General features: G+C 60.7%; 22 protein-coding genes. 9 read left to right on the top strand and 13 right to left on the bottom strand.

Annotated features, from left to right (window positions below; genetic code table 11):
* Window positions 1-129: 129 nt before the first annotated feature.
* From parE to nudF, 10 genes are all read right to left on the bottom strand, one after another.
* The gene (parE, locus tag ACSMDR_RS08905) at window positions 130-2,025 is read right to left on the bottom strand and encodes a DNA topoisomerase IV subunit B (RefSeq protein WP_436467963.1); all 1,896 of its coding nucleotides are present in this window, start codon (window positions 2,023-2,025) and stop codon (window positions 130-132) included.
* Between the two features lie 177 nt (window positions 2,026-2,202).
* Window positions 2,203-4,218, bottom strand: a complete 2,016-nt coding sequence (locus ACSMDR_RS08910; protein WP_436467964.1) for an FUSC family protein — start codon at window positions 4,216-4,218, stop codon at window positions 2,203-2,205.
* Between the two features lie 78 nt (window positions 4,219-4,296).
* Window positions 4,297-5,163: an efflux RND transporter periplasmic adaptor subunit gene (locus ACSMDR_RS08915; protein WP_436467965.1), complete on the bottom strand. Its 867-nt coding sequence runs from the start codon at window positions 5,161-5,163 to the stop codon at window positions 4,297-4,299.
* On the bottom strand, window positions 5,156-5,374 hold the full coding sequence (locus ACSMDR_RS08920) for a DUF1656 domain-containing protein (RefSeq protein WP_005894245.1): 219 nt from the start codon (window positions 5,372-5,374) through the stop codon (window positions 5,156-5,158). The genes ACSMDR_RS08915 and ACSMDR_RS08920 overlap by 8 nt, the downstream gene beginning before the upstream one ends.
* A gap of 98 nt (window positions 5,375-5,472) precedes the next feature.
* Window positions 5,473-5,889 (bottom strand): GFA family protein, encoded by a 417-nt coding sequence (locus tag ACSMDR_RS08925; RefSeq protein WP_436467966.1) that lies wholly within the window; start codon window positions 5,887-5,889, stop codon window positions 5,473-5,475.
* A gap of 36 nt (window positions 5,890-5,925) precedes the next feature.
* Window positions 5,926-6,537, bottom strand: coding sequence for an NUDIX hydrolase (locus tag ACSMDR_RS08930; RefSeq protein WP_436468235.1), 612 nt, complete (start codon window positions 6,535-6,537; stop codon window positions 5,926-5,928).
* An 84-nt stretch (window positions 6,538-6,621) separates the two neighbouring features.
* Window positions 6,622-7,209: a YqiA/YcfP family alpha/beta fold hydrolase gene (locus tag ACSMDR_RS08935; protein ID WP_436467967.1), complete on the bottom strand. Its 588-nt coding sequence runs from the start codon at window positions 7,207-7,209 to the stop codon at window positions 6,622-6,624.
* Between the two features lie 9 nt (window positions 7,210-7,218).
* On the bottom strand, window positions 7,219-8,037 hold the full coding sequence (cpdA, locus tag ACSMDR_RS08940) for a 3',5'-cyclic-AMP phosphodiesterase (RefSeq protein ID WP_436467968.1): 819 nt from the start codon (window positions 8,035-8,037) through the stop codon (window positions 7,219-7,221).
* A gap of 26 nt (window positions 8,038-8,063) precedes the next feature.
* A complete protein-coding gene (locus ACSMDR_RS08945) occupies window positions 8,064-8,543 on the bottom strand; it encodes a DUF1249 domain-containing protein (RefSeq protein ID WP_051106565.1) in 480 nt (159 codons plus the stop codon).
* Window positions 8,506-9,147: an ADP-ribose diphosphatase gene (nudF, locus tag ACSMDR_RS08950; protein WP_436467969.1), complete on the bottom strand. Its 642-nt coding sequence runs from the start codon at window positions 9,145-9,147 to the stop codon at window positions 8,506-8,508. Before nudF ends, ACSMDR_RS08945 begins: the two co-directional genes overlap by 38 nt.
* Before the next feature lie 307 nt (window positions 9,148-9,454).
* Between nudF and tolC the strand changes: the two genes are divergently transcribed.
* Window positions 9,455-10,795 (top strand): outer membrane channel protein TolC, encoded by a 1,341-nt coding sequence (gene tolC, locus ACSMDR_RS08955; protein WP_005894256.1) that lies wholly within the window; start codon window positions 9,455-9,457, stop codon window positions 10,793-10,795.
* A 139-nt stretch (window positions 10,796-10,934) separates the two neighbouring features.
* Here tolC and hldE read toward each other — a convergent pair whose 3' ends face one another.
* The gene (hldE, locus tag ACSMDR_RS08960; RefSeq protein ID WP_005894257.1) at window positions 10,935-12,362 is read right to left on the bottom strand and encodes a bifunctional D-glycero-beta-D-manno-heptose-7-phosphate kinase/D-glycero-beta-D-manno-heptose 1-phosphate adenylyltransferase HldE; all 1,428 of its coding nucleotides are present in this window, start codon (window positions 12,360-12,362) and stop codon (window positions 10,935-10,937) included.
* Between the two features lie 151 nt (window positions 12,363-12,513).
* Here hldE and lpxL point away from each other — a divergent pair, with 151 nt between their 5' ends.
* Window positions 12,514-13,437, top strand: coding sequence for an LpxL/LpxP family Kdo(2)-lipid IV(A) lauroyl/palmitoleoyl acyltransferase (lpxL, locus tag ACSMDR_RS08965; RefSeq protein WP_436467970.1), 924 nt, complete (start codon window positions 12,514-12,516; stop codon window positions 13,435-13,437).
* 142 nt (window positions 13,438-13,579) lie between these two features.
* Window positions 13,580-14,053, top strand: a complete 474-nt coding sequence (locus ACSMDR_RS08970; RefSeq protein ID WP_436467971.1) for an energy transducer TonB — start codon at window positions 13,580-13,582, stop codon at window positions 14,051-14,053.
* Window positions 14,054-14,154: 101 nt separating this feature from the next.
* Here ACSMDR_RS08970 and ACSMDR_RS08975 read toward each other — a convergent pair whose 3' ends face one another.
* Window positions 14,155-15,105 (bottom strand): CYTH domain-containing protein, encoded by a 951-nt coding sequence (locus tag ACSMDR_RS08975; RefSeq protein WP_436467972.1) that lies wholly within the window; start codon window positions 15,103-15,105, stop codon window positions 14,155-14,157.
* A 171-nt stretch (window positions 15,106-15,276) separates the two neighbouring features.
* On the opposite strand from ACSMDR_RS08975, the gene ACSMDR_RS08980 reads away from it, so the two are divergent.
* Window positions 15,277-15,957 (top strand): TIGR00153 family protein, encoded by a 681-nt coding sequence (locus ACSMDR_RS08980; RefSeq protein WP_005894260.1) that lies wholly within the window; start codon window positions 15,277-15,279, stop codon window positions 15,955-15,957.
* 25 nt (window positions 15,958-15,982) lie between these two features.
* Window positions 15,983-17,248, top strand: coding sequence for an inorganic phosphate transporter (locus tag ACSMDR_RS08985; protein WP_005894261.1), 1,266 nt, complete (start codon window positions 15,983-15,985; stop codon window positions 17,246-17,248).
* Window positions 17,249-17,347: 99 nt separating this feature from the next.
* Here ACSMDR_RS08985 and ACSMDR_RS08990 read toward each other — a convergent pair whose 3' ends face one another.
* On the bottom strand, window positions 17,348-18,589 hold the full coding sequence (locus ACSMDR_RS08990; protein ID WP_436467973.1) for a multifunctional CCA addition/repair protein: 1,242 nt from the start codon (window positions 18,587-18,589) through the stop codon (window positions 17,348-17,350).
* Window positions 18,590-18,735: 146 nt separating this feature from the next.
* On the opposite strand from ACSMDR_RS08990, the gene ACSMDR_RS08995 reads away from it, so the two are divergent.
* The 4 genes from ACSMDR_RS08995 to ACSMDR_RS09010 all read left to right on the top strand — a co-directional run bounded on the left by ACSMDR_RS08995 (window position 18,736) and on the right by ACSMDR_RS09010 (window position 22,510).
* Window positions 18,736-20,304, top strand: coding sequence for an ExeA family protein (locus ACSMDR_RS08995; protein ID WP_436467974.1), 1,569 nt, complete (start codon window positions 18,736-18,738; stop codon window positions 20,302-20,304).
* 82 nt (window positions 20,305-20,386) lie between these two features.
* Window positions 20,387-21,070 carry a GspB family T2SS assembly factor variant ExeB gene (gene exeB, locus ACSMDR_RS09000; RefSeq protein WP_436467975.1) on the top strand — a complete coding sequence of 228 codons (684 nt, stop codon included), beginning with the start codon at window positions 20,387-20,389 and terminating at the stop codon, window positions 21,068-21,070.
* A 106-nt stretch (window positions 21,071-21,176) separates the two neighbouring features.
* The gene (gene mutY, locus ACSMDR_RS09005) at window positions 21,177-22,241 is read left to right on the top strand and encodes an A/G-specific adenine glycosylase (RefSeq protein ID WP_005895070.1); all 1,065 of its coding nucleotides are present in this window, start codon (window positions 21,177-21,179) and stop codon (window positions 22,239-22,241) included.
* Window positions 22,238-22,510 carry an oxidative damage protection protein gene (locus ACSMDR_RS09010; protein ID WP_005895067.1) on the top strand — a complete coding sequence of 91 codons (273 nt, stop codon included), beginning with the start codon at window positions 22,238-22,240 and terminating at the stop codon, window positions 22,508-22,510. Before mutY ends, ACSMDR_RS09010 begins: the two co-directional genes overlap by 4 nt.
* The last annotated feature ends 43 nt before the right edge of the window (window positions 22,511-22,553 follow it).

Below are 22,553 nucleotides of genomic sequence, written 5' to 3' on the forward strand. Positions count from 1 at the left end.
CGGTTCGGGAGCCGCCCATGAGCGACTCCGGCTGATATGCTCGCTGATCCGATGATGGGATCAGCCAATGGCAACGGACTGCTGGCTTGGAGGATGGCGAGCCTGGTTGGCTGCCAGCCATCAAACCCCTTAGATGATGGCCAGGTTGCCCTTCTCTTCCAGCCACTCGCGACGATCCGGGGCGCGCTTCTTGGCCAGCAGCATGTCCATCAGTTGCAGGGTCTCGTCCCCCTCCTCCAGCTCGCCCATGGTGAGCTGCACCAGGCGACGGGTGTTGGGATCCATGGTGGTTTCCCGCAGCTGCTTCGGGTTCATCTCACCCAGGCCCTTGAATCGGGTCACCATCACCTTGCCCTTCTTCTTCTCGGCCTCGACCCGCTGCAAGACGCCGTTCTTCTCGTCCTCATCGAGGGCATAGAACACCTCTTTGCCGATGTCGATCCGGTAGAGCGGCGGCATGGCCACATAGACGTGCCCCTTGTTGACCAGCGTCCTGAAATGCTTAACAAAGAGGGCGCAGAGCAGGGTGGCGATGTGCAGACCGTCCGAGTCCGCATCCGCGAGGATGCACACCTTGCCGTAGCGCAGGCCGGAGAGATCCTCGGAATCCGGATCCAGGCCGATGGCCACCGAGATGTCGTGCACTTCTTGCGAGGCGAGCACCTGGCCGGCCTCCACTTCCCAGGTGTTCAGGATCTTGCCGCGCAGGGGCATGATGGCCTGGAATTCACGGTCCCGCGCCTGCTTGGCGCTGCCGCCCGCGGAGTCCCCCTCCACCAGGAACAGCTCCCCCCGCATGGGGTCGGCGCAGTTGCAGTCGGTCAGCTTGCCGGGCAGGGCCGGGCCTTGCGTTATCTTCTTGCGCACCACCGTCTTGGCGGCACGCAGGCGGCGCTGGGCGCTGGAGATGCAGATCTCGGCGATCTGCTCCGCCAGCTCGGTGTTGCTGTTCAGGTACAAGCTGAACGCATCTTTGACTATCCCGGAGACGAAGGCCGAGCTCTGGCGCGACGAGAGCCGCTCCTTGGTCTGACCGGCGAACTGGGGATCCTGCATCTTGATGGAGAGGATGTAGGCGCAGCGATCCCAGATATCTTCCGGGGTCAGCTTGACCCCCCGCGGCAGCAAGTTGCGGAACTCGCAGAACTCGCGCATGGCGTCGAGCAGGCCCTGGCGCAGGCCGTTGACGTGGGTACCGCCCTGCGGGGTCGGGATCAGGTTCACATAGGATTCGGCGAGGCACTCACCCCCTTCCGGCAGCCAGCACAGCGCCCAGTCCACCGCGGATTGATCCGTACTGAAGGCGCCGACGAAGGGCAGCTCCGGCAGGCAGGTGAACTGCTTGACCGCATCGATCAGATAATCCTTGAGACCATCTTCGTAGCACCACTCAAGCCGGATACCGGTGTTCTTGTCGAGGAACTTGATGGTGAGACCGGGGCAGAGCACGGCCTTGGCCTTGAGCAGGTGTTCCAGCTTGGTGACCGAGAAGCGGGGGGAGTCGAAATAGCTCGCCTGGGGCCAGAAGCGCACCCGGGTACCGGTGTTGCGACGCCCGCAGGTACCGGTGATGGTCAGATCAGACACCTTGTCGCCGCGCTCGAAGGCGATGTCATAGACCTGGCCATCGCGGCGCACCGTCACCTCGACCCGATCGGAGAGGGCGTTCACCACAGAGATGCCCACCCCGTGCAGACCGCCGGAGAACTGGTAGTTCTTGTTGGAGAACTTGCCGCCCGCGTGCAGCTTGCAGAGGATCAGCTCCACCCCGGATACCCCCTCCTCCGGATGGATATCGACCGGCATGCCACGGCCGTCATCGATCACCTCCAGGGACTGGTCTTCAAACAGGGTCACCTCCAGGGTACGGGCATGGCCCGCCAGCGCCTCATCGACGCTGTTGTCTATGACCTCCTGGCCGAGGTGATTGGGCCGGGTGGTGTCTGTGTACATGCCGGGACGACGACGCACCGGTTCAAGGCCATTGAGGACCTCAATGGCATCGGCATTGTATTGAGTGGACATGGAGGGCCTTGCGAATTGACGTTTGGGGAGAATCTTACTCGTTGAGAGGGCCTTGGACAAATTAGACGACGGCAAAGAGTGACCGGGGCGAGGGAAATGACCGCCAAGGCCGGGCTTCATCACTCGGCCGTCCCCGTTGCTGGTTGGCAAGGGAACAGAGTCCGACCAAGAACCGGCTCAGTCGCTGGGCAGCGCCTGTTGCAGTTGGGAGAGCGAGCTGGACAACCGCCAGATGAGACCGGCCAGCGCGCGGGACTCCCTGTCCGGATGGCGGGCAAGCAGCGCATCCAGGCGTGCCAGCTCGCTCAGGGTGTGGCCAAGCCGCTCCTGCTGCACCCCTCCCTCGGTCAATATCCCCTTCAGACTGCGAATGCAGCGATCTCGCACCGGATAGAGGGCGGGATTGAGCCCGCGCCACTCCCGCAATTGCCAGACGATGTGGCTGCAGTTGAGCAACACCACCCCCCAACGCAATACCCAGAGCCGGGAGTGCTGATCCTGGCTCAGACTGAGCTGGCTGATGGCGTGATAGATGCGCGATTCGAATTCGTGCTCACCCAGGCGCGGCCCGGTGCGCAGCTGATCCATAAAATCCCGGCGCAGACGACGCATCAGGCGGCGGCTCTTGCGGCTATCGGAACTCGGCCGCAGGATCTGAAACGCCAGCCCGGCCGCCATCACCCCCAGCATCAGGGCCAGACTGCCGTTGATATAACCGAGGTAGTCATAGCGAGGGGGATTCGAGATGGCGAGAAAGGAGCCAAGCATCACGATCAATTGCCCCCAGAGCGCGGCGCTGGCTGGCCGCTGCAACTTGATGAGCTGCATGGTGACCAGCGTCGGCAGCAGTAGCAGGATGAAGGGCCAGAGCGCCTCCAACCGGATCATCAAGCCGAACTTGACTCCGAAGCAGACCAGACTGAGCAGCACTATGGCCTGCAACATGGTCGTCACGCTCTTGAGCGGCGCCGGAACCGCGGAATAGAGCACGCAACTGATCGATAGCAAGGTCAGCGCCGAACTGCCTGCATCCCACTGGGTCTGGAACCAGAAGATGCAGCCAAGCAGCACACAGAGGAAAGTGCGCGCGCCGTTATAGGCCGCCTCATAGCTGTCGGTGTGCATGGCGAGCGGTGCCAATCTGGGAGGGGCGGGCCAGTGTGCCGGTTCGTCCTGCCCTCTCTGCTTGGCCTGCGCCAAGCGATCCAGCCAGCGCTGCGCCTCCAGATAGCACCAGCAGAAGTGGCGCAGCCGCTGCCAGAAAACCTGAGTGCGATAATCCTCGCTCCCGGCCAGGGGCGCCAGCAGGCGGGCGATGCGCAGCTTGTCACAGTCGGGAGCGGCCAAAGCCCCGAGCAGCTCGGCGAGCAAGGCGTCCAGTCCGGCAGGCGGCGCAGGCCAGTTGTGCAGCAGGCGACGCACCCCGGAGATGAGGCTGGTCATGCGCAATTGGCGGTGAAGCAGGTAGTTGAACAGCCGGTTGTGGCGTCTGAATCTGTGATGGCTCCATACCGCCTGGATACGCAGCACATTCATGGTGAGGATCTGGCTGATGATGCCCTGGTGGGCGTGGCGGATCTCGGCATTGCTCTGCCCCTGCCAGAGCAGCTGGGCATGTTCGAGCAGGCGGGCCTGACTCTGGCGCAGGGAGCCGAGCAGGGTCTCGCCATCGCCGGTACTCGGCAGCAGCATCATCATGAAGGCGCCGCAGAGGATGCCGGTGATCACCTCGCTCACCCGCGCCTGGGCTATGTCGAAGATGTAGAGAGGGTCATCGACGTTGACGCAGGAGAACGCAATGATGGCCGCCGTGTAGCCAGCCAGGGCAAAGCCGTAAGAGACATTGTTCTGATAGTGGTTGGAGACATAGGTGCACAGCCCTATCCAGAGTGCAATCAGCAGGCTGAACAGCCAGGGATCGGCCAGGCCATAACTGGCGATCAAGATGGCGGCCACGGCTCCCATCAGACTGCCCAGCACCCTTCCCAGGCTCTTGCTGATGACGCCCCCCACGGTGGGGAAGCTCACCACGGCGGCCGAGGTCATGGCCCAGTAAGGTGAGTCGAGTTGCAGCACGAACGCGAGCCAGAGTGCCAGACACATGGCAAGGCCATTGCGCAGGGCATAGCGCCATTGTTCCGCGCTCGCCTTGCCCCAGGGGCTTTGGTGCCAGCGGGGCAGTGCCAGCTTCATCACCGCAGCCCTCGATCGTCGTCGCCATCAGAGCCAAGCCCTGCGATCAAAGCCAACCAGGTTGCTGGCAAGGGCGTATCAGTCATGGATGGCGATGGAGGCGGTGGTGCCGGCTATCAGAGTGACATCCGCGGGCACCTTGTCGAGTCGAATGCGCACCGGCACCCGCTGGGCGAGGCGCACCCAGGGCACATTGGGTTTGACATCCACCAGCAACCCGGAGCCTGACTCCAGGCTCTGATCATGGATGGCGCGCCCTATGCTTTCCACGGTGCCGGTCAAGGGCCTGTCCGAGCTGTAGAGCACTATCTCGGCCCGCCTGCCGATACGAATATGGCGCAGCTTGGTCTCCTCGAAATAGCCGAGCACATAGAAGGAGTGGGTATCGATCAGCGCCACCAGCGGGATCCCCGCGCTGGCATAGTTGCCAACCCGGGTCTGCAAGTTGGTGATGTAACCATCCGTGCTGGCATGGATATCCGTTTTGGCCAGGGACCACTGCGCCTGCGCCAGATTGGCCTTGGCCACCTCAAAGGCCGCCTGCATCGCCTGTTGAGTCAGCTCGGCTTCGTCCACCGCCTCCGCCGAGATGACATTGCGGGCCAGATTGCGCCTGCGGCTCGCCTCATGGCTGGCCTTGGCAAAGTCGGACTCGGCCTTGCCCAGGGCGGCAACGGCATTGCGCTCGGCGATGCGATAGGGTTCAGGATCGATGCGAAACAGCAGATCTCCCCGCTTCACCAGCTGGTTGTCCTGCACCCGGATGTCGAGCAGCTTGCCTGATACCTCGGGGGTGACGCTCACCAGCTCGGCCCGCACCTTGCCATCCCGGGTCCAGGGGCCCTGCATGTAGTAGTTCCACAACCACCAGGCCGCCCCTAGCGCCAAAGCGCAGACCAGCAGGGTGGACAGATATTTGAGAGTCGCCAGCGGTGATTTAGCCATGTAGCAAGATCCAGAGAGCGCCGCACACGGCGAGTACGAAGAGGGAGAGATCCATCAGCATCGGGTGCCAGACATCGCCGCCATAGAGCCAGTCACGCACCAGGCGATGCAGAGGCAACCAGCCGAGCAGGCCGAGCAACACCGCCTTGAACAGGGGCGGAAAATAGAGCGAAGCGCCCAGGATCAGATCGGGCAGTGCTGAGGGGGTCATCGCTGGCGTGCTCCCTATTGGCAAAGAAGGGCCGAGGCAATCGGCCATGGTCTGCATGCAGAGCAGACTCGCCAAGGTTAACACAGTCATTTTCAGTGCTATAGGGGCAGATGGCTCCCTGATCGGTCAGCCGGGTGATTGACGCCATCGCGCAACGGCACCTCGCCCAGTTCAAACGGATTGACTCCCTCGAGACAGGCGAGGTTGTAACCATACTCGGCCGGGTTGGAGCGGCGCTGGTGATGGGTATAGATGCCGCAGACACTGCAGAAGTAGTGCTGCGCGGTATGGGTGTTGAATCGGTAGCAACGCAGCACCGCCTCTCCCTGCAGGATGCGGATGCCCGCCAGCGGTACTGAGGCGACGATGGCGCCGCGCCGCCGACACAGAGAGCAGTCACAGCGGCGCGGATCCACCACGCCGTCCGACAAGGCGAGTTCCAGCACCACAGCTCCGCAATGGCAGCTGGCCCTGTGTTTCTCTTCGATGGGGGTATTGCCAATGCGCTTGATCATGCAGCCTCCTTGCCGCTGGACCTCGCCCTGATGGGATCAGTCGAACAGGGTATCTGGTCGTCCTTGCTGCACATGGGTATGCAGGGTACGCAGTTGCGACGCCACCACCCTATGGCGCGACAGCTCGGGCAAGGCTTCCAGAGGGAAATAGGCGGCGTCTTGGGTTTCATCCGTCTCGGTGAGCAGCTGACCGCCGGTCACCTCGCACAGGAAGAAGGCTTTGTGGGCATGGGGCAGTTGCGGCGGATGGGGGTGCCTGAGCTTGTCAAATAGCGCCAGCAGCTGCACGGCGCGGCAGATCAATCCCGTCTCCTCGACCACTTCGCGCACCACGGCCCCCGCCGGTGAGTCACCGATATCGCACCAGCCACCGGGCAGGGTCCAGCAACCATCGCTGCGCTCGCGCACCAACAGCAGCTGCCCCTGCTCGTTGAGGATCAGGGCGCGCACATCCAGTTTGGGGGTCGGATAACCGCTATCCAGGGCAATCCAATCGGCGATCCGCACAGGATCCAGGGTGCTCTGCTCGGCGATAAGGGCGGCGGTGGCATCGCGCAGGGCATGAAAGCGCCCTATGTCAAAGGGATCCTTGGAGTAGGTCAGTCCGGCCTGGGCCGTGGCCAGCACCTGTTCCAAAAAAGCAGCCAGCCGAGGCTGGTCTGGGCCGGGTCGCGAGTCCGGGGCAACGGCCTCCTGGGGATTCAACTCGGGACTGATGCCAGCAGCCATGATTCAGAGCCCCAGAAAATGCACGATCTGGGCCGGATAACGCTCGAAGCCGACGAAGCTGTGATCGCCGCCGCACTCGAGGGAGAGCCGGGCAAAGGAGTACTCACTCAGCGCCTTGCGATAGTCGAGCACCTCATCCTCCTGCTGTTGCAGCACCCAGAGTCGCTCCGGTGCCGTCACCGGCACCGCCAGCGCCCTGAGCTCGTCCATGTGCCGGGGCAGCAGTTCATAACGCTCATGGGTATACGGATTGGTCTGCGGTCCTAGAAAATCTTGCAGCAGCTCATAGGGGCGCACCGCCGGGTTGATCAGGGCGGCGCGGCAGCCATAACGTTCGCTCACCCGGGTCGCCATAAAACCGCCCAGGGAACTGCCCACGGCGCCGAGTCTGAGCCCATCGCCATGGCGGGCCTGCGCGGCTTCTATGGACTGCGCTATGGCCGCCCAGGCCGCCGCCGGGGTATTGGGCTGAGCCGGGATCAGCACCTCGATGTCGGGTCTGTACTCGGCGAGCCAATCAGCCATCTGACGAGCCTTGGCCGAACCGGGTGAAGAGTTGAAGCCATGCAAATAGAGCAGAACCGAGCTCATATCACTCCCTCAATAACCGGTGGCATCGGGGTCGGGGACGAACTGCCCCAGAGGCAGACGCCACACCTGGCTGGCGATACGGCCATCGGGATGCAGGGTCAGGTAGCGCCAGCCCGGGCCAGACTCATCCAGAGTGAAACCCTCACAGAGCGGTTTGAACTGGATGCAGGTGGAGGGGCTGGCGATGAGACGCACTCCCTGATGTACCTCGTCAAACTCCTGATGAACATGACCAAACAAGATGGTTTTTTGCTGCGGATGACGAGCCAGCACGGCGAAGAGGTCATCGGCATTCTTGAGGTTGTGCTGATCCAGCCAGGCGCAACCCACGGGCACCGCCTGATGATGCAAGGCGATGAGGGCATGGCGATCCGGGTGCTGGCGCAGAGCCAGATCCAGGGCCGCCAACTGGTGATCCCCAAGCACCCCATGGGGTTTGCCGCGAACCTGGGTGTCGAGCAGTATGATCTGCCAGTGCTCGCCCACCAGCTGCTTCTTCTCGCTGATCCCGGCCGCATGCAGGTACTCGGTCATCAGGGGGCCGTCGTCGTGGTTGCCGGGCAGCCAATAGATGGGGCGCGACAGGGGCGCCATCATGGAGGCAAAGCGTTGATAGGATTCCGGACTGTGATCCTGGGAGAGATCCCCGGTCGCCAGGATGAGATCGAACGGATGCCCGTTGGCCTGCACCCGTTCAAGCACGGCCGCCAGGCTGTCGGCGGTCCGCACGGCCAGCAGGCTGCCTTCACCGCTGGCGAACAGATGGGTATCGGTTATTTGTAACAGGCGCACACTGCCGTCGGGCGCCTGAGGTAGCTCTGTTTCCAAAATCACGCTTCTTTTTATTGGTTCAACTAGAAGATGTTAATCAGACTGGTACCGTGCCTGAGACAAAACTTGAGCCAATCGGCGAGGAACAGATTTACCTGCTCTTTTTCATCCCGTTGGTGCATTTTTGTATTGGGGTAATCATAACGTGGTTGCAGTCTGGAAATCTGTTGCGCCGCACACACTTCCGCCATTCGCACATCATGATACAAACGAATCTCTATGCGAGCCTGCAAATAGTCGGGCAATTCCGGGTTGTGCTGACTGAGCACCACTTGCGTAGTGAAACGGCTCTCACCAACCAGACTGAGCTGAAACTGCAGGCCGTTACCCACCTGATAGCGCCGCAGGGCACCGACCTCTCCTCCCGCTGGCAGCAGCTTCATCAGCGCCATGTAGTTGACCTCGCAGGTGCGCTGCAGGGACATGAGGTCAGGCACATAACGCCTGGCGTGAGCAAGACTCACCTCAGCGCTCCGCCAACCAGCGCGCACGGAGCTCGCCATGGTTGAGTGCCAGCCACTGCAAAGCGATGACGGAAGCGGCATTGTCGATGCGCCCCTCTTTCAACCAGGCATAGGCCTGCTCGCGGCTCACCCTGTGCACCCGGATGTCTTCACCCTCCTCGGCCAAACCGTGCAGACCCTGGGCCTGGCTGGCATCGACCTCGCCCACGAACACCTCGATACGCTCCGTGCTGCCCCCGGGGCTCACCAGATAGCTGATGGCATGCTCACAGCGACCCACATCGATGCCCGCCTCTTCCACCGCCTCCCGGCGCACCACGACTTCGGCGGTCTCCCCTTCGTCTATGATGCCGGCCACCAGCTCCAGCAGCCAGGGGGTGGGACTGGTCTCGATGGCACCGATACGGAACTGCTCGACCAGTACTATCTCGTCTCGCACCGGATCATAGGGCAGCAAAGCGGCGGCATGCCCCCGCTCGAACAGCTCGCGCACTATGGGCTCATTCCAGCCTCCGGCAAATAACCTGTGCTGCAAACGATAGACATTCACTTTGAAAAATCCGTTATAACAAACTGATTTTTCAATGATTTTTACATCCTCAATGCCATAATGGCCGTTATCTGGCAAGGCTTGCTGCGACATCAGCTACTCCCGTCGGCTTGACTTGGCCCGGTTAGACCATAAAATCCGAGTTCATGAATGAACATTCATTCACTCACCCTTGATATCGATGAGCGATGGATTTTAGCAGTCACAGGGCATTTGGCTAGGCGTTCGCGGGAGAAAAACCCCGCTGTTTTTGTTCCTTTTCTTCAGGTCAGAACCGGACGGCTTCCGTGAAATTTTGCAGATAGTGACTCGATTAAGCTGAAATCCAGTTTGGTTGGTGACAATATCTTTCCTACATCCAGTGGCAGCTTCGAGTTAATACATAAGGTTAAGAGAATCTATGAACAGAACACTCCTGTCAGTCATGGTCCTGCTCGGCCTCAGCGCCAGTGCCCAAGCTGAGAACTTGCTCGACATCTATACCCAGGCGCAACAGAAGGATACCCAGCTGCTGGAGTCCAAGGCCCGCCGTGATCAGGCCTTCGAGAAAATCAATGAGTCTCGCGCCTCCTTGCTGCCCCAGATCAACCTGGGTGCCGGACTCAACTACCTGGCCAACAAAAATGATACCCAGACCAATGGCAACGCCACCGGTAGCCTCTCTCTGGATCAGTCCATCTATCGTCGCAGCAACTGGGTCAACCTGGACCTGACCGAGAAGAGCGCCACCCAGTCCGACGTCAGCTACAACCTGGAATATCAGCGCCTGATGCTGCGCACCTCCCAGGCCTATTTTAATGTGCTCAAGGCCCAGGACACCCTGGAGTTCGTGCGTGCCAACAAGGCCGCAGTCGAACGTCAGCTCGAGCAGACCCAGCAGCGTTTCGAAGTGGGACTGACCGCCATCACCGACGTGCATGAAGCCGAGGCCTCTCGCGATCAGGCTCTGGCCGACGAGATCAGCGCCGAGAACAGTCTGGATAACAGTTACGAGACCCTGCGTGAGCTGACCGGTGTCGATCACCGCAATCTGGACGTGCTCAACACCGAACGCTTCACGCCGCAAAAAACTGGCTTTGGCTCCGACAAGTGGCTGGAGCTGGCTCTGGACAAGAACCTGGAGCTGCACAGCGCCCGCATCGGCAAAGACATCGCCAAGGAACAGATCGATCTGGCCAAGACGGGTCATGAGCCGACCCTGGACCTGGGCGCCGGTCTGAACACCGGTTATTACGATTACAAAGACGAGACCATGAACTCGGACGGTAACGATAACCAGGCCAACATAGGGCTGACCTTCAAGCTGCCGCTCTATACCGGCGGTGCCACCACCTCCCAGGTCAAACAAGCTCAGTACAACTACGTTGCCGCCAGCGAGCAGCTCGAGCGCAGCTTCCGCTCCGTACAGAGCAGCGTGCGTTCCTCTTATAACAACGTGAACGCCAGCATCGGCTCGGTACGAGCCTACAGCCAGTCCGTGATCTCAGCCGAGAGCGCCCTGAAGGCGACCGAAGCCGGTTACGAAGTGGGCACCCGTACCATCGTCGACGTGCTCGACTCTACCCGCAAGCTGTATGACGCCAAGCAGAAACTCTCCGAGGCGCGCTACAACTACATCCTCAGCATCCTCTCCCTCAAGCAGGCGGCGGGCGTGCTGGAGCAAAAAGACATAGTGGACGTCAACCAGGGCCTGAAAGTTGCCCCGGCCGATGCCCCCAAGAGCAGCAGCCGCACCTATTAAGCGACACAGCTCGAATGAAAAAGGCGACCCCGGGGTCGCCTTTTTCATGGCTGTTGTTTGTCATCCCGACCCGGCTGCCGCAGCCTAACCGACCATAAAAAAACCGGCCTTGGCCGGTTCTTTATGGTCTAGCCATCACTTATCCACGTTCGCGGATGGTCTTGATGATGTCGCTGGTCGAGCAGCCATCTTCGAAGTTGAGGACTCGCACCTCGCCACCGTTGGCGGTCACCTCGTCATAACCGGCAATCTCTTCGGGCTTGTAGTCGCCACCTTTGACCAACAGATCCGGCAGGATCTCGGCGATCAGGCGCTGGGGGGTGTCCTCGCCAAAGGGCACCACCCAATCCACGGCGCCCAGTGCGGCCAGCACGGCCATGCGACGGTCGGTCGAATTGACCGGGCGACCCGGCCCCTTGAGGCGACGGACCGAGTCATCGGTATTGACCGCAACGATCAATCTGTCCCCCAGTTTACCGGCGTTGGCAAGATAGGATACATGGCCGGCGTGCAGGATATCGAAGCAACCGTTGGTCATCACCACCTTCTCGCCACGACGACGAGCGGCATCGACCGCGATCTTGAGCTGTTGCTCGGAGAGCACCCCAAAGCCGGTCTCGTGCTCGTTGTAGAGCGCATTGGCGAGCTCGACCGGGCTGACAGTGGAGGTGCCCAGCTTGCCGACCACTATGCCCGCGGCAGTGTTGGCCAGAGCACACGCCTCGTCCAGGGTCTTGCCTGCGGCCAGGGCGGTGGCCAGGGTCGAGATGACGGTGTCACCGGCCCCAGTCACGTCATAGACCTCATGGGCCTGGGCGGGCAGATGCAGCTCGTCCTGACCTGCGCGGATCAGGGTCATGCCATTCTCGGAACGGGTCACCAGCAAGGCGTCCAGTTCGAAGCGCTTGACCAGCTCCAGTCCACGACTGACCAGTTCCTGTTCATTCTTTACCTTGCCCACCACCGCCTCGAATTCGGACATGTTGGGGGTCAGCAGGGTGGCGCCACGGTACTTCTCGAACTCGGTGCCCTTGGGGTCGACCAGCACGGGAATACCGGCGGCACGGGCGCGAGCTATCATGCCCGGCACGTCGTTGAGAGCCCCCTTGCCATAATCGGAGAGGATCATCACATCGGTATGAGGCAGAGCCTGCTCAACCTTGCCCATCAACAGCGTGGAGTCGACATCGTGGAAGGCTTCCTCGAAATCGAGGCGCAGCAGTTGCTGGTTGCGTGACAATACCCGCAGCTTGGTGATGGTGGGATAGTCACCAAGGCGCACGAAGTCGCAGGCAACTTTGACGCCAGCCATCTGGCTCGCCAACGCATCGGCGGCCTCATCCTGCCCGGTCAGGCCCAGCAGCACGGCGTGGGCACCGAGGGCAGCCGAGTTGAGCGCCACGTTGGCCGCGCCACCCGGGCGCTCCTCGATGTGCTCTACCTTGACCACGGGGACCGGCGCTTCCGGCGAGATACGCCCGGTGGGGCCATGCCAGTAGCGATCCAGCATGACATCGCCGACAACCAGTACGCGGGCTTTTTCAAAATCGGGCAGGGTGATCTTCATCTGTATCGACTCTCAAAACCGGAAAAATCAGCAGAGGATTTTATCACAGTCTCTGGCGCCGTGTTAACAAAGCCATTGGCCACGCCATTCGCCAGCGGCCGTGTTTTTCGGCTAGAATCCCCCGACTGAGTTTGCGAACACGAGAATCTTCATGGCCCAAGATAATGCTCCCCGCCTCACCCCTCATCTATTTCACCCCCGCTATTGGGGTAGCTGGTTAGGTCTTGTCCTGCTCTGGCTGCTGGTCTTGCTGCCTTGGCGTACCCAGATGTGGCTGGGTCGTGGCCTGGGCGCCCTCGCCCGCCGTCTGCTCAAATCCCGGGTGAAAATTGCCCGTCGCAACCTGGAGCTGGCCCTGCCGGAACTGAGCCGGGACGAGCGTGAGGTGCTGCTCAAGGAGAACTTCGCCAGCGTAGGTTGCGCCATCTTCGAGGTGGGTATGGCCTGGTTCTGGCCCGATTGGCGCATGCGCAAGCTGATGACCATCAAGGGGGAGGAGCATGTGCACAACGCCGTGGCCCAGGGACAGGGCATGTTGCTGCTCTCCTGCCACTTCCTCACGCTTGAACTAAATGCGCGCTGTTTCGGCCTGGTCAGGCCCGGCGTCGGCGTCTACCGCCCCAATACCAATCCGGTGCTGGAATATGCCCAGTATCATGGTCGCTGCGCTTCAAACAAGTACCTGGTCGATCGCACCGACGTGAAGGGCATGATCAAGGCGCTGCGCAATGGCGATGCTCTCTGGTACGCACCGGACCACGATTACGGCAACCATGCCAGCGTCTTCGTCCCCTACTTCGCGGTAGAAAAAGCCGCCACCATCACTGGCACCGCCACTCTGGCGCGGGTCAAAAACAGCGTCACGCTGCCCTGCTACAACATTCGTACCGCCAAGGGCTACGAACTGAATATAGGCGCGCCCCTCGCGGACTATCCTAGTGGGGATGAGCTGGCGGACGCCACTCGGGTCAACCGGGAAATTGAGGCCGCGGTACGTCGGGCCCCCGAGCAGTACATGTGGCTGCACCGCCGCTTCAAGACCAGACCCAGCAAGGAAGAACCCGGCTATTATTGAGTCAGTTCCTGTTGAAAAAACCGCCTTTTGGCGGTTTTCCTATCATTTCTGGCAGCAGAAGGTTTTCAATCGCAGCTTGATATTTTATTAATAATCAGAATGATAGGCAGGACAGGGCGCCAGGGCCCATGAAGGGAAGCAAATGAACAAGATCATCGTATTGAGCGTCGCACTACTCGGGGTCAGCGCCTGTAGCCAGCAATCCCAATCTCTGGATTTCGGTCCCAGGCCGCTCAGTTCGGCCAGCGACGTCGCCGCTAACTGGCAACCCAGCCACAAGGTGGAGCCCCGCTACCCCAAAGAGGCGGTCGCCGCCGGCGAGATGGGCTGCGCCACCCTGGAGTACCTGATCACCCCGAGTGGTGAGGCCGCCCAGATGCGCATAGTGTCGCGCACCGATGAGCGCTTCTCCGATGCCGCCATCGAGGCCCTCTCCCGCTGGCAATGGCAGCCGACCGAATTCAACAAGAGCCATCAAACCCTCAAGAGCCAGACCCGCTTCGATTTTTGCATCGAACTCAACGGCGAGCCTTGCAAGCGCAGCCTGCTCGATCAGACGTGCGAAGGAAGCAGTAGCGTGACCAGTACCGCCAAGATCTATACCCAGGTTCGCTAAAGCCGCGTCCAGACAGACAAAAGGAGCGGGGCCCAAGGCCCCACTCCTTTTTTGTCATCTCTAGTAGAGAAGTTTGAGATGCCCTGAACCTGGGCGACTGTTCAGGATTGCAGCCAGGCAATGATGGCAAGCTGCAGCGGCACATAATCTGCTCGAGACAGCCAGGTCGCTTGCCCTGCCTCATCCAGCTTCGAAAGCTCTGTGCGGGTATCGGTCAGACGCTGGGCCCACTCGGGATGTGCGTGTCCGGCATCCAGCCCCTGCGCTATCAGCGCCAGACCCGCCATCAGACCGGGCCAGCCGCTCATATCTTGCTGCAGCACGCAGATCTGCTCATGATGCTGCCAATGTTCGAGGCCAGCCTGTACTCGCTGGCGCAGCGACAGGGCATCCCATTGCGCCAATGCAGGGACGATGCGCGGCACCAAGGCCTTGCCGAGCCCCGCCAATCGATAACCGCGCTGGGCCTTGGACTGCACTCCCAGTCTCAAGCCGGGAATGGCCCCCAGGAGCGCAGCCAAGGCGAGCAGGGCCGCCGTCGACCCCGTCTTGAGCTCCAGCTCCAACTCATCGATAGCCTCACATCCCCCCTTGCCCGCTATCTCCCCCTGATCCCAGGCCAGCTCTATCTCTGCTCCCTCATAGGCGATCAGCCAGTGGCGGCGCAGGAAATCGGTTCGAAACTGGGGGAAAAGTGCAGCCTGCAAGGCGGCCAGATCCTCCCCCTGGGGCCAGATAGTGGCAGGAAAATCGCCCAAATTCGGCGAGTCCCCCGTAACAGGGGCATTATATTCAGGTCTGGCATGCAAACCACCCACTCCCTGGCCCCGACACTTGATGGTTTGTTCAGCGAAATCATCGCTTCGGCGGATGCGCAACCCCATGTCGAGACGACGCAGCGCCAAGTCTGCGGTATCAAAGTAGGTGTTGCCGAGCAAGGCTTGGGAGTGAGAGATAATAGTGAGTGAATTCAAAAAGATATTCAGCTTATGCGCCAAGTCATCATGGGGGGCGCTATCGATGAGAAATTTGATTTCAATCTCGGTTTGCATAGGTTTTCCGGGCAAAAAGGGAGTTTAGGGAGGCGGCCACCAGGCGGCGCGGATATACTGCCTGCGTGACGTTAAGATGAAGTTCGCTGTTTTATTGGTCGCGCAGTTCGGTTACCATGCGCGCCTCATAGAATCGTATCGAGTGTTTTTTCACCGACACAGGTTTTTACCATGCCAGTAAATACTATTTTAGGGCTTTTTGCCAAGTCGCCCATCAAACCGCTGCAAAAGCACATTGTGAAAGTTCACGAGTGTTCTCAGCAACTTATCCCCTTCTTTGACGCCATCGCCGATGGTCGTTGGAGTGATGCCGAACGTATTCGTCAGCAGATCTCCCAACTGGAAAAAGAAGCCGACATCCTCAAGCGTGAAATTCGTCTGAAACTGCCTCGCGGCCTGTTTCTGCCGGTTGCGCGTACCGACTTGCTGGAGCTTTTGACCCAACAGGACAAGATAGCCAATCGTGCCAAGGACATTTCCGGCCGCATGTTGGGCCGTCATATGGAATTCCCCACCGAGATGCGTGCCGACGTCATGGCCTATCTCAAACGTTGTATCGATGCGACCGCCCAAGCCGAGAAAGCCATCGGAGAACTCGATGAGCTGCTCGAAACCGGCTTCAAGGGACGTGAAGTAGAAATGGTTGCCGAGATGATCCACCAGCTGGATTTGATCGAGGACGATACTGACACCATGCAGATTGGTTTGCGGCAGAAACTCCAGACCGTGGAGCACAACTACAATCCGATCGACGTTATCTTCCTGTACAAGATCCTCGAATGGGTAGGTGATCTGGCGGACCAGGCTGAGCGTGTAGGCGCCCGTCTGGAACTGATGCTAGCTCGTTCCTAATCGACTGACTGGGTAAAAAATACTAATGGACATTATCGCGAATTACGGCACCACCCTGGTGATCGTGGCGGCCTTGTTCGGCTTTTTGATGGCCTGGGGTATTGGCGCCAATGACGTTGCCAATGCCATGGGCACGTCGGTCGGCACCAAATCCCTGACCATTCGTCAGGCCATCATCATCGCCATGATCTTCGAATTCGCCGGGGCCTATCTGGCCGGTGGTGAAGTCACTGCCACCATACGCAATGGCATCATAGACACCAATGCCTTCACCGATAGCCCGGATATACTGGTGCTAGGCATGATCTCCTCCTTGCTGGCGGCAGGTCTTTGGCTGATCCTGGCCTCCTACTTCGGCTGGCCAGTGTCGACCACTCACTCCATCATTGGCGCCATCGTTGGTTTTGCCGTGGTGAGCGTGGGTCCGGAAGCGGTGCAGTGGAGCAAGTTCGGCGGCATCGTCGGTTCTTGGATAGTGACCCCTGCCCTCTCCGGGGTCATCGCCTACTTCATGTTCATCAGTGTGCAGAAGCTCATCTTCAACACCGATGATCCGCTGGGCAACGCCAAGCGCTACGTCCCCTTCTACATGTTCCTCACTTCTCTGGTGATCTGTCTGGTGACCATAAAGAAGGGGCTGTCCCACGTCGGTCTGCATCTGAGCAACAGCGAGGGCATTCTGCTCTCCGTGGGTATCTCCATCGCCTTGGCCATTGCGGGTTGGTTCTACATTCGCGGTCAGAACTACAACCCGGTCGATGACAACAAGATGCACTTCGCCAACGTGGAGAAGGTATTTGGCATCCTGATGGTGATCACCGCCTGTGCCATGGCGTTTGCTCATGGCTCCAACGATGTCGCCAACGCCATAGGTCCGCTCTCCGCCGTGGTTTCCACGGTCGAGAGTGCCGGTCAGATCACCGGCAGCTCCTCTATCGCCTGGTGGATATTGCCGCTCGGTGGTATTGGCATCGTCATTGGTCTGGCGACCATGGGCGAGAAGGTGATGGCGACTGTCGGTACCGGTATCACCCACCTGACCCCGAGCCGTGGTTTTGCCGCCCAGCTGGCAACCGCTGCCACCGTGGTCATCGCGTCAGGAACGGGTCTGCCCATTTCCACCACCCAGACACTGGTGGGTGCCGTCATGGGGGTGGGTCTGGCTCGCGGTATCGCGGCCCTGAACCTGGGTGTGCTGCGCAATATCGTGGTTTCCTGGGTCATCACCCTGCCCGCAGGTGCCATATTGGCCATCATCATCTTCTATGTGCTGGAAGCCTGCTTCTCCTGATGCAATCCATTCAGCCAGCAAAAAGCCCGGGTCACTGACCCGGGCTTTTTTTATCGCCACTCTCCCGCCCAAAGGCTATGCGTCAAAACACCCGCAGCATCATGCCTCGTCCAGGAAGGTCCACTCATCCCTGACCCGACTGATGGCATCGAGTCGCCGCTTGGCGAGCTGCTCGCGGATCTCTTCTCCCTTGAATCCTGCCGCCACTATCTCCTTGACCGGCACGGCCTGGGCCGCAGCGAGTGCCTGCGCAACATAATCCGGCTCGGCATAGACCCGCTCCTCAAAGCCGGTACGACCATGGAAATCGGCGCGACAGGCATCGAGCAGCTGGGCAAAGCGCTCCGGTCTGCGCCAGGCGTCGGCCTTGTCGAACACCTTGAGCAGGGTGGCGGGCTTGAGCTCGAAGGCGATGTGGATATGGGTGTGCAGATCGCTCACCAAGAGCGCCAGGTCCCGGCAATCGCCAGGCACCTTGAAGCGCTCGCAGAAATCACGAATGAGTGGCAGCCCCTTCTGGCCATGACCGTGGTGGCTTGGCCAGAACGCTTTGGGGGTCAACCCCTTGCCAAAGTCATGACACAAGGCGGCAAAGCGCACCGCCAGAGCGGGAGAGCGTTGGCAGGCCTGCTCCAGCACCATGAGGGTGTGGATGCCGGTATCAATCTCCGGGTGCCACTTGGCAGGCGCGGGCACACCAAACAGGGCATCGAGTTCGGGGAAGAGCGCTTTGAGAGCGCCACATGCACGCAATACTTCGAAGAAGACCGCCGGGGTCGGCCCCATCAGCACCCGTTCCAACTCCTTCCAGACCCGCTCCGGGGTCAAGTGGGCCAGCTCGCCGGCATCGGTCATCTCCCGCATCAGCCCCAGGGTCTCTGGCGCCACCACGAAACCCTGGGCATGGAAGCGGGCGGCGAAGCGGGCCACCCGCAAGATGCGCAGGGGATCTTCGCTAAAGGCAGGAGAGACATGGCGCAACAGCCGCAGCTCGAGATCTTGCACGCCACCATAAGGGTCATGGAGCTGGCCAGACTCATCTTCGGCGATGGCATTGACGGTGAGGTCCCGGCGCAACAGATCCTGCTCCAGGGTGACATCGGGCGCCGCATGGCAGACGAAGCCGGTGTAGCCCTGGCCCTGCTTGCGCTCGGTGCGCGCCAGGGCGTACTCCTCATGGGTCTTGGGATGAAGGAACACAGGAAAGTCACGACCGACCTGGCTGTAACCTTGCGCCAGCATCTGCTCGACCGTGGCCCCGACCACCAGATGATCCCTGTCCCCTTGCGGCAATCCCAATAGACGATCCCGGATCGCCCCCCCTACCAGATAGATCTGCAAATCGACTCTCTCCCTCATGGATGCTGCCCCGATTATATCGGCTTTGCCGCTCGGGCACGATGGCCCCTGCTTGCCGGGGTTTTCGGGTCTTTGACATAACCCCGGTGAGGCTTTAACCTGCCGCCATAACAATGGAATGGATCCTTATGTACACACAGTTCTTCGGTCTGTCGGAAGCGCCCTTCTCCATCTCGCCCAATCCCAAATATCTCTATATGAGTGAACGGCACGGGGAGGCGCTCGCCCATCTCAACTACGGCCTGCAAGATGGCGGAGGCTTTGTGTTGCTCACCGGAGAAGTGGGCACCGGCAAGACCACTGTGTCCCGCTGCCTGCTGCAACAATTGCCCGCCGACACCGAGATCGCCTACATACTCAATCCTTCGCTCACCGAGCGGGATCTGCTGGCCGCCATCTGTGACGAGTATCAGTTGCCCTATGGGGCCGATGCCGGTCTCAAGACGCTGTTTGATCTGATCCGCGACCATCTGCTCGCCAATCTGGCGGCGGGCAAGCGCAGCGTGGTACTGGTCGATGAGGCCCAGCATTTGCTGCCCGGGGTGCTGGAGCAGCTGCGCCTGCTGACCAACCTGGAAACCGACGAGAAAAAACTGCTGCAGGTCGTGTTGATAGGTCAACCCGAGCTGCAGCAGATGCTGCGCCAGCCTCTGCTTCGTCAGCTGGCCCAGCGCATCACGGCCCGCTATCACCTGCTGCCGCTCTCGGCCATGGACGTCGATGCCTATGTGCGCTTTCGTCTCCAGGTCGCGGGCTGCGTGCAACCCATCTTCACCCCCAAGGCCCTCGCGACCCTGCACCGGCTCTCCGGCGGCATTCCCCGCCTTATCAACCTTATCTGCGACCGCGCCCTGATCGGCGCCTTTGCCCGGGCCAGCCACAAGGTGAGCCACAAGGACATCAGTGTGGCAGCCTATGAGGTGAGCGGCATTCGCGACGAGGGTAGCTGGCAATCCGGGCTGACCGTGGCCCTGACCGGAGCCCTGCTGGTCACACTCGGTTGGTGGGGCTGGCAGTTTGTCGGCATCTTCCCCGAGCGGCCAGTGATCAAGGTGGAAGTGCCGGTCAAGGTCGACAATAGCGCCGAGCAGCAGGAACAGCTGACCCGCGCCATCAATCAGGCCATTGAGCCCGATGTCGCCATGCAGAATCTGTTCAAGGTGTGGGGCTATCAGACCAGTCTGGAGGAGGCAGTCTGTGACAATGCCCCCCGGGCCGGGCTGCGCTGCCAGGATGGAGAGGCCTCCCTCGCCGAGCTACAAGCCCTGCAATACCCGGCGCTCATCAGCCTCAATGATGAGAACGGCGGTCTCTATTATGCGACCCTCACCCAGCTCGGGCCCGATAAGGCATCCTTGCTGATTGGCAAGCAGCGTTGGCAGGTAGAGCGTCTATGGCTTGAGGACAACTGGGGCGGCAGCTACACCCTGCTGTGGCGCCTGCCCAAGGGCGGTGTGACCCTGATTGGCAACAATGCTGGCGCCGAACAGGTGCAGTGGCTCGACAATGCCCTAAGCCGGGCCCTGCAGCAGCCCGAGCGCAAGGTGAAGCGCTTCGATGGCGCGCTCAAAGCCAAGCTGCAGCAGTTCCAGCGCGAGCAGGGGCTCAATCCCGATGGTATTGCCGGCAGCAACACCCTGTTGCACCTGAACGTGATGGCCGGTGAACCCATGCCCAAGCTGGAGGATGCCTCCTGATGCGAGTCGCCCCCCCTGGTTCAACCGCCACCCTGGCGGCCAGCCATATCCCCCTCCGCCCCCTCCCTGGAGTGATCGCCTGATGTCGACCCTGCTCAAGGCCCTGCGACGGGCCGATGCCCCCCAGCATGCCCCCTATATTCCCGCCATGGGATTGCCGGTCAGCCGGGAAGAAGAACCAAACCGAGCCTGGATCTGGTGGTTGCTGGCCCCGCTGGCCATCGCCATGGGGGCTGCGGCCAATTACGGCTGGCATCTGCTCCATAACCGCCCCATCGAAGAGCAGGTCGAGGTCAAGGAGATAGTCACGGCGCCCTTCATGCGAGTCGAACCCGAGGCGATGATTACCCGCCCGCTGCCGCCGCCGCTGCCCGAACCCGTGATCCTGCCCAAACCGACCCAGGATCCGGTGCGCCAGGAACGCGGCAACCAGGATCTCGCCGCCCTGCTGCAAAGCGCCCTCAACAATGTGCCCCTGGAGCCTGAGCCAGCCCCGATGCAGACCCAGCCTGCGGCATCCCAGGTCGTTCCCATCGCGGCCCTCCCCCCGGCGCTGCGTCAGCAGATCCCCCGTCTCGCTTATGGCGCTCACCTCTACTCTTCCAATCCGGCCAAGCGTAGTGTGGTGATCAATGGCCGCGAGATACGGGAAGGCAACGAGGTGGCACCTGGCGTCATGCTGCAAGCCATCGCTCAGAACTACATAGTGCTCGGCCTCGCCGGTCAATCCGTCAGCCTGAAAGCATTGCAGGATTGGCCGGGCTAATCCCGTCAGCCGGTACAAAGCCTGCACGGTTACGTTAGATAAACACGGCAATAACAAGAGAGGGAGCCCGAGAGCTCCCCTTTTTAATCAACAAGATGAGAGCAATGTGAGTCAATCAAGCTTCGCCAGCCGTATCCTGGACTGGTACCAGATCCATGGACGCAAGACCCTGCCCTGGCAGCAGGACAAGACCCCCTATCGGGTCTGGGTCTCGGAGATCATGCTGCAGCAGACCCAGGTCGCCACTGTGATCCCTTACTATGAGCGCTTTATGGCGCGTTTCCCGGACGTGATAGCCCTGGCCGATGCCCCCATCGACGAGGTGCTGCATCACTGGACAGGGCTGGGTTACTACGCCCGGGCACGCAACCTGCACAAAGCGGCCCAGCAGATCCGTGATCTGCACCAGGGGTTGTTCCCCGAGCACTTCGACGAGGTGGTGGCCCTGCCTGGTATTGGTCGCTCCACCGCGGGCGCCGTGCTCTCCCTCTCCCTCGGTCAGCCTCACGCCATCCTGGATGGCAACGTCAAGCGGGTGCTCACCCGCTGGCTCGCCCTGCCCGGCTGGCCCGGCCTGAAACCGGTGGAGAATGATCTGTGGGAGCTCGCGACCCGGCTCACCCCCAAACTGGGGGTCGCCCATTACAACCAGGCCATGATGGACATGGGCGCCACCATTTGCACCCGCAGCAAACCGGCCTGTGAACGCTGCCCGGTACAAGCTGACTGCCAGGGGCTGTCGCAAGGCAACCCCACCGCGTACCCCAACAGCAAGCCGAAGAAAAGCATCCCGGCCCGCAACGGCATCCTGCTGATGATCCGTCAGGGCAATCGACTGTTGCTCGAGCAGCGCCCCCCCCAAGGCATATGGGGTGGTCTCTACTGCTTCCCTCAAGTCGACAGCCTGGAGGCGGTTGCCCCTTGCCTGAGTCGCCTGGGATTGGCCGAGCAACCCTATCGGGAGCTGGCCGGATTTCGCCATACTTTCAGCCATTTTCATCTGGATATCCGGCCCCTGCTCATCGAACTTGAGCAAGCGCCACCCGCCTCGCTCATGGAAGCAGATACCCGACTCTGGTATAACTTGTGCCATCCAGACGAGGTCGGTCTGGCCGCCGCCACCGCGCGCCTGCTGGGCTATCCCGACTTGCAACCACAGAGGTCAATATGAGCCGTACCGTATTTTGCCAACGCCTGAAGAAAGAGGCCCCCGGCCTGGCTTTCCAACTCTACCCTGGTGAACTTGGCAAACGCATTTTCGACAACATCAGCCAGGAAGCCTGGACCGAATGGCAGCGCAAACAGATCATGTTGATCAACGAGAAGAAGCTCAACATGATGAACGTCGAGCATCGCCAGTTGCTGGAGAAAGAGATGGTGAGTTACCTGTTTGAAGCAGGTGAAGTCGACATTGAAGGTTACACGCCCCCCAGCCAGTAAGATGTACCTGCGGAGCCAGGCCATGTGCCCATCGACGGTGGCA

The organism is Aeromonas molluscorum (assembly GCF_051376105.1).
GTDB lineage: Bacteria > Pseudomonadota > Gammaproteobacteria > Enterobacterales > Aeromonadaceae > Aeromonas > Aeromonas molluscorum.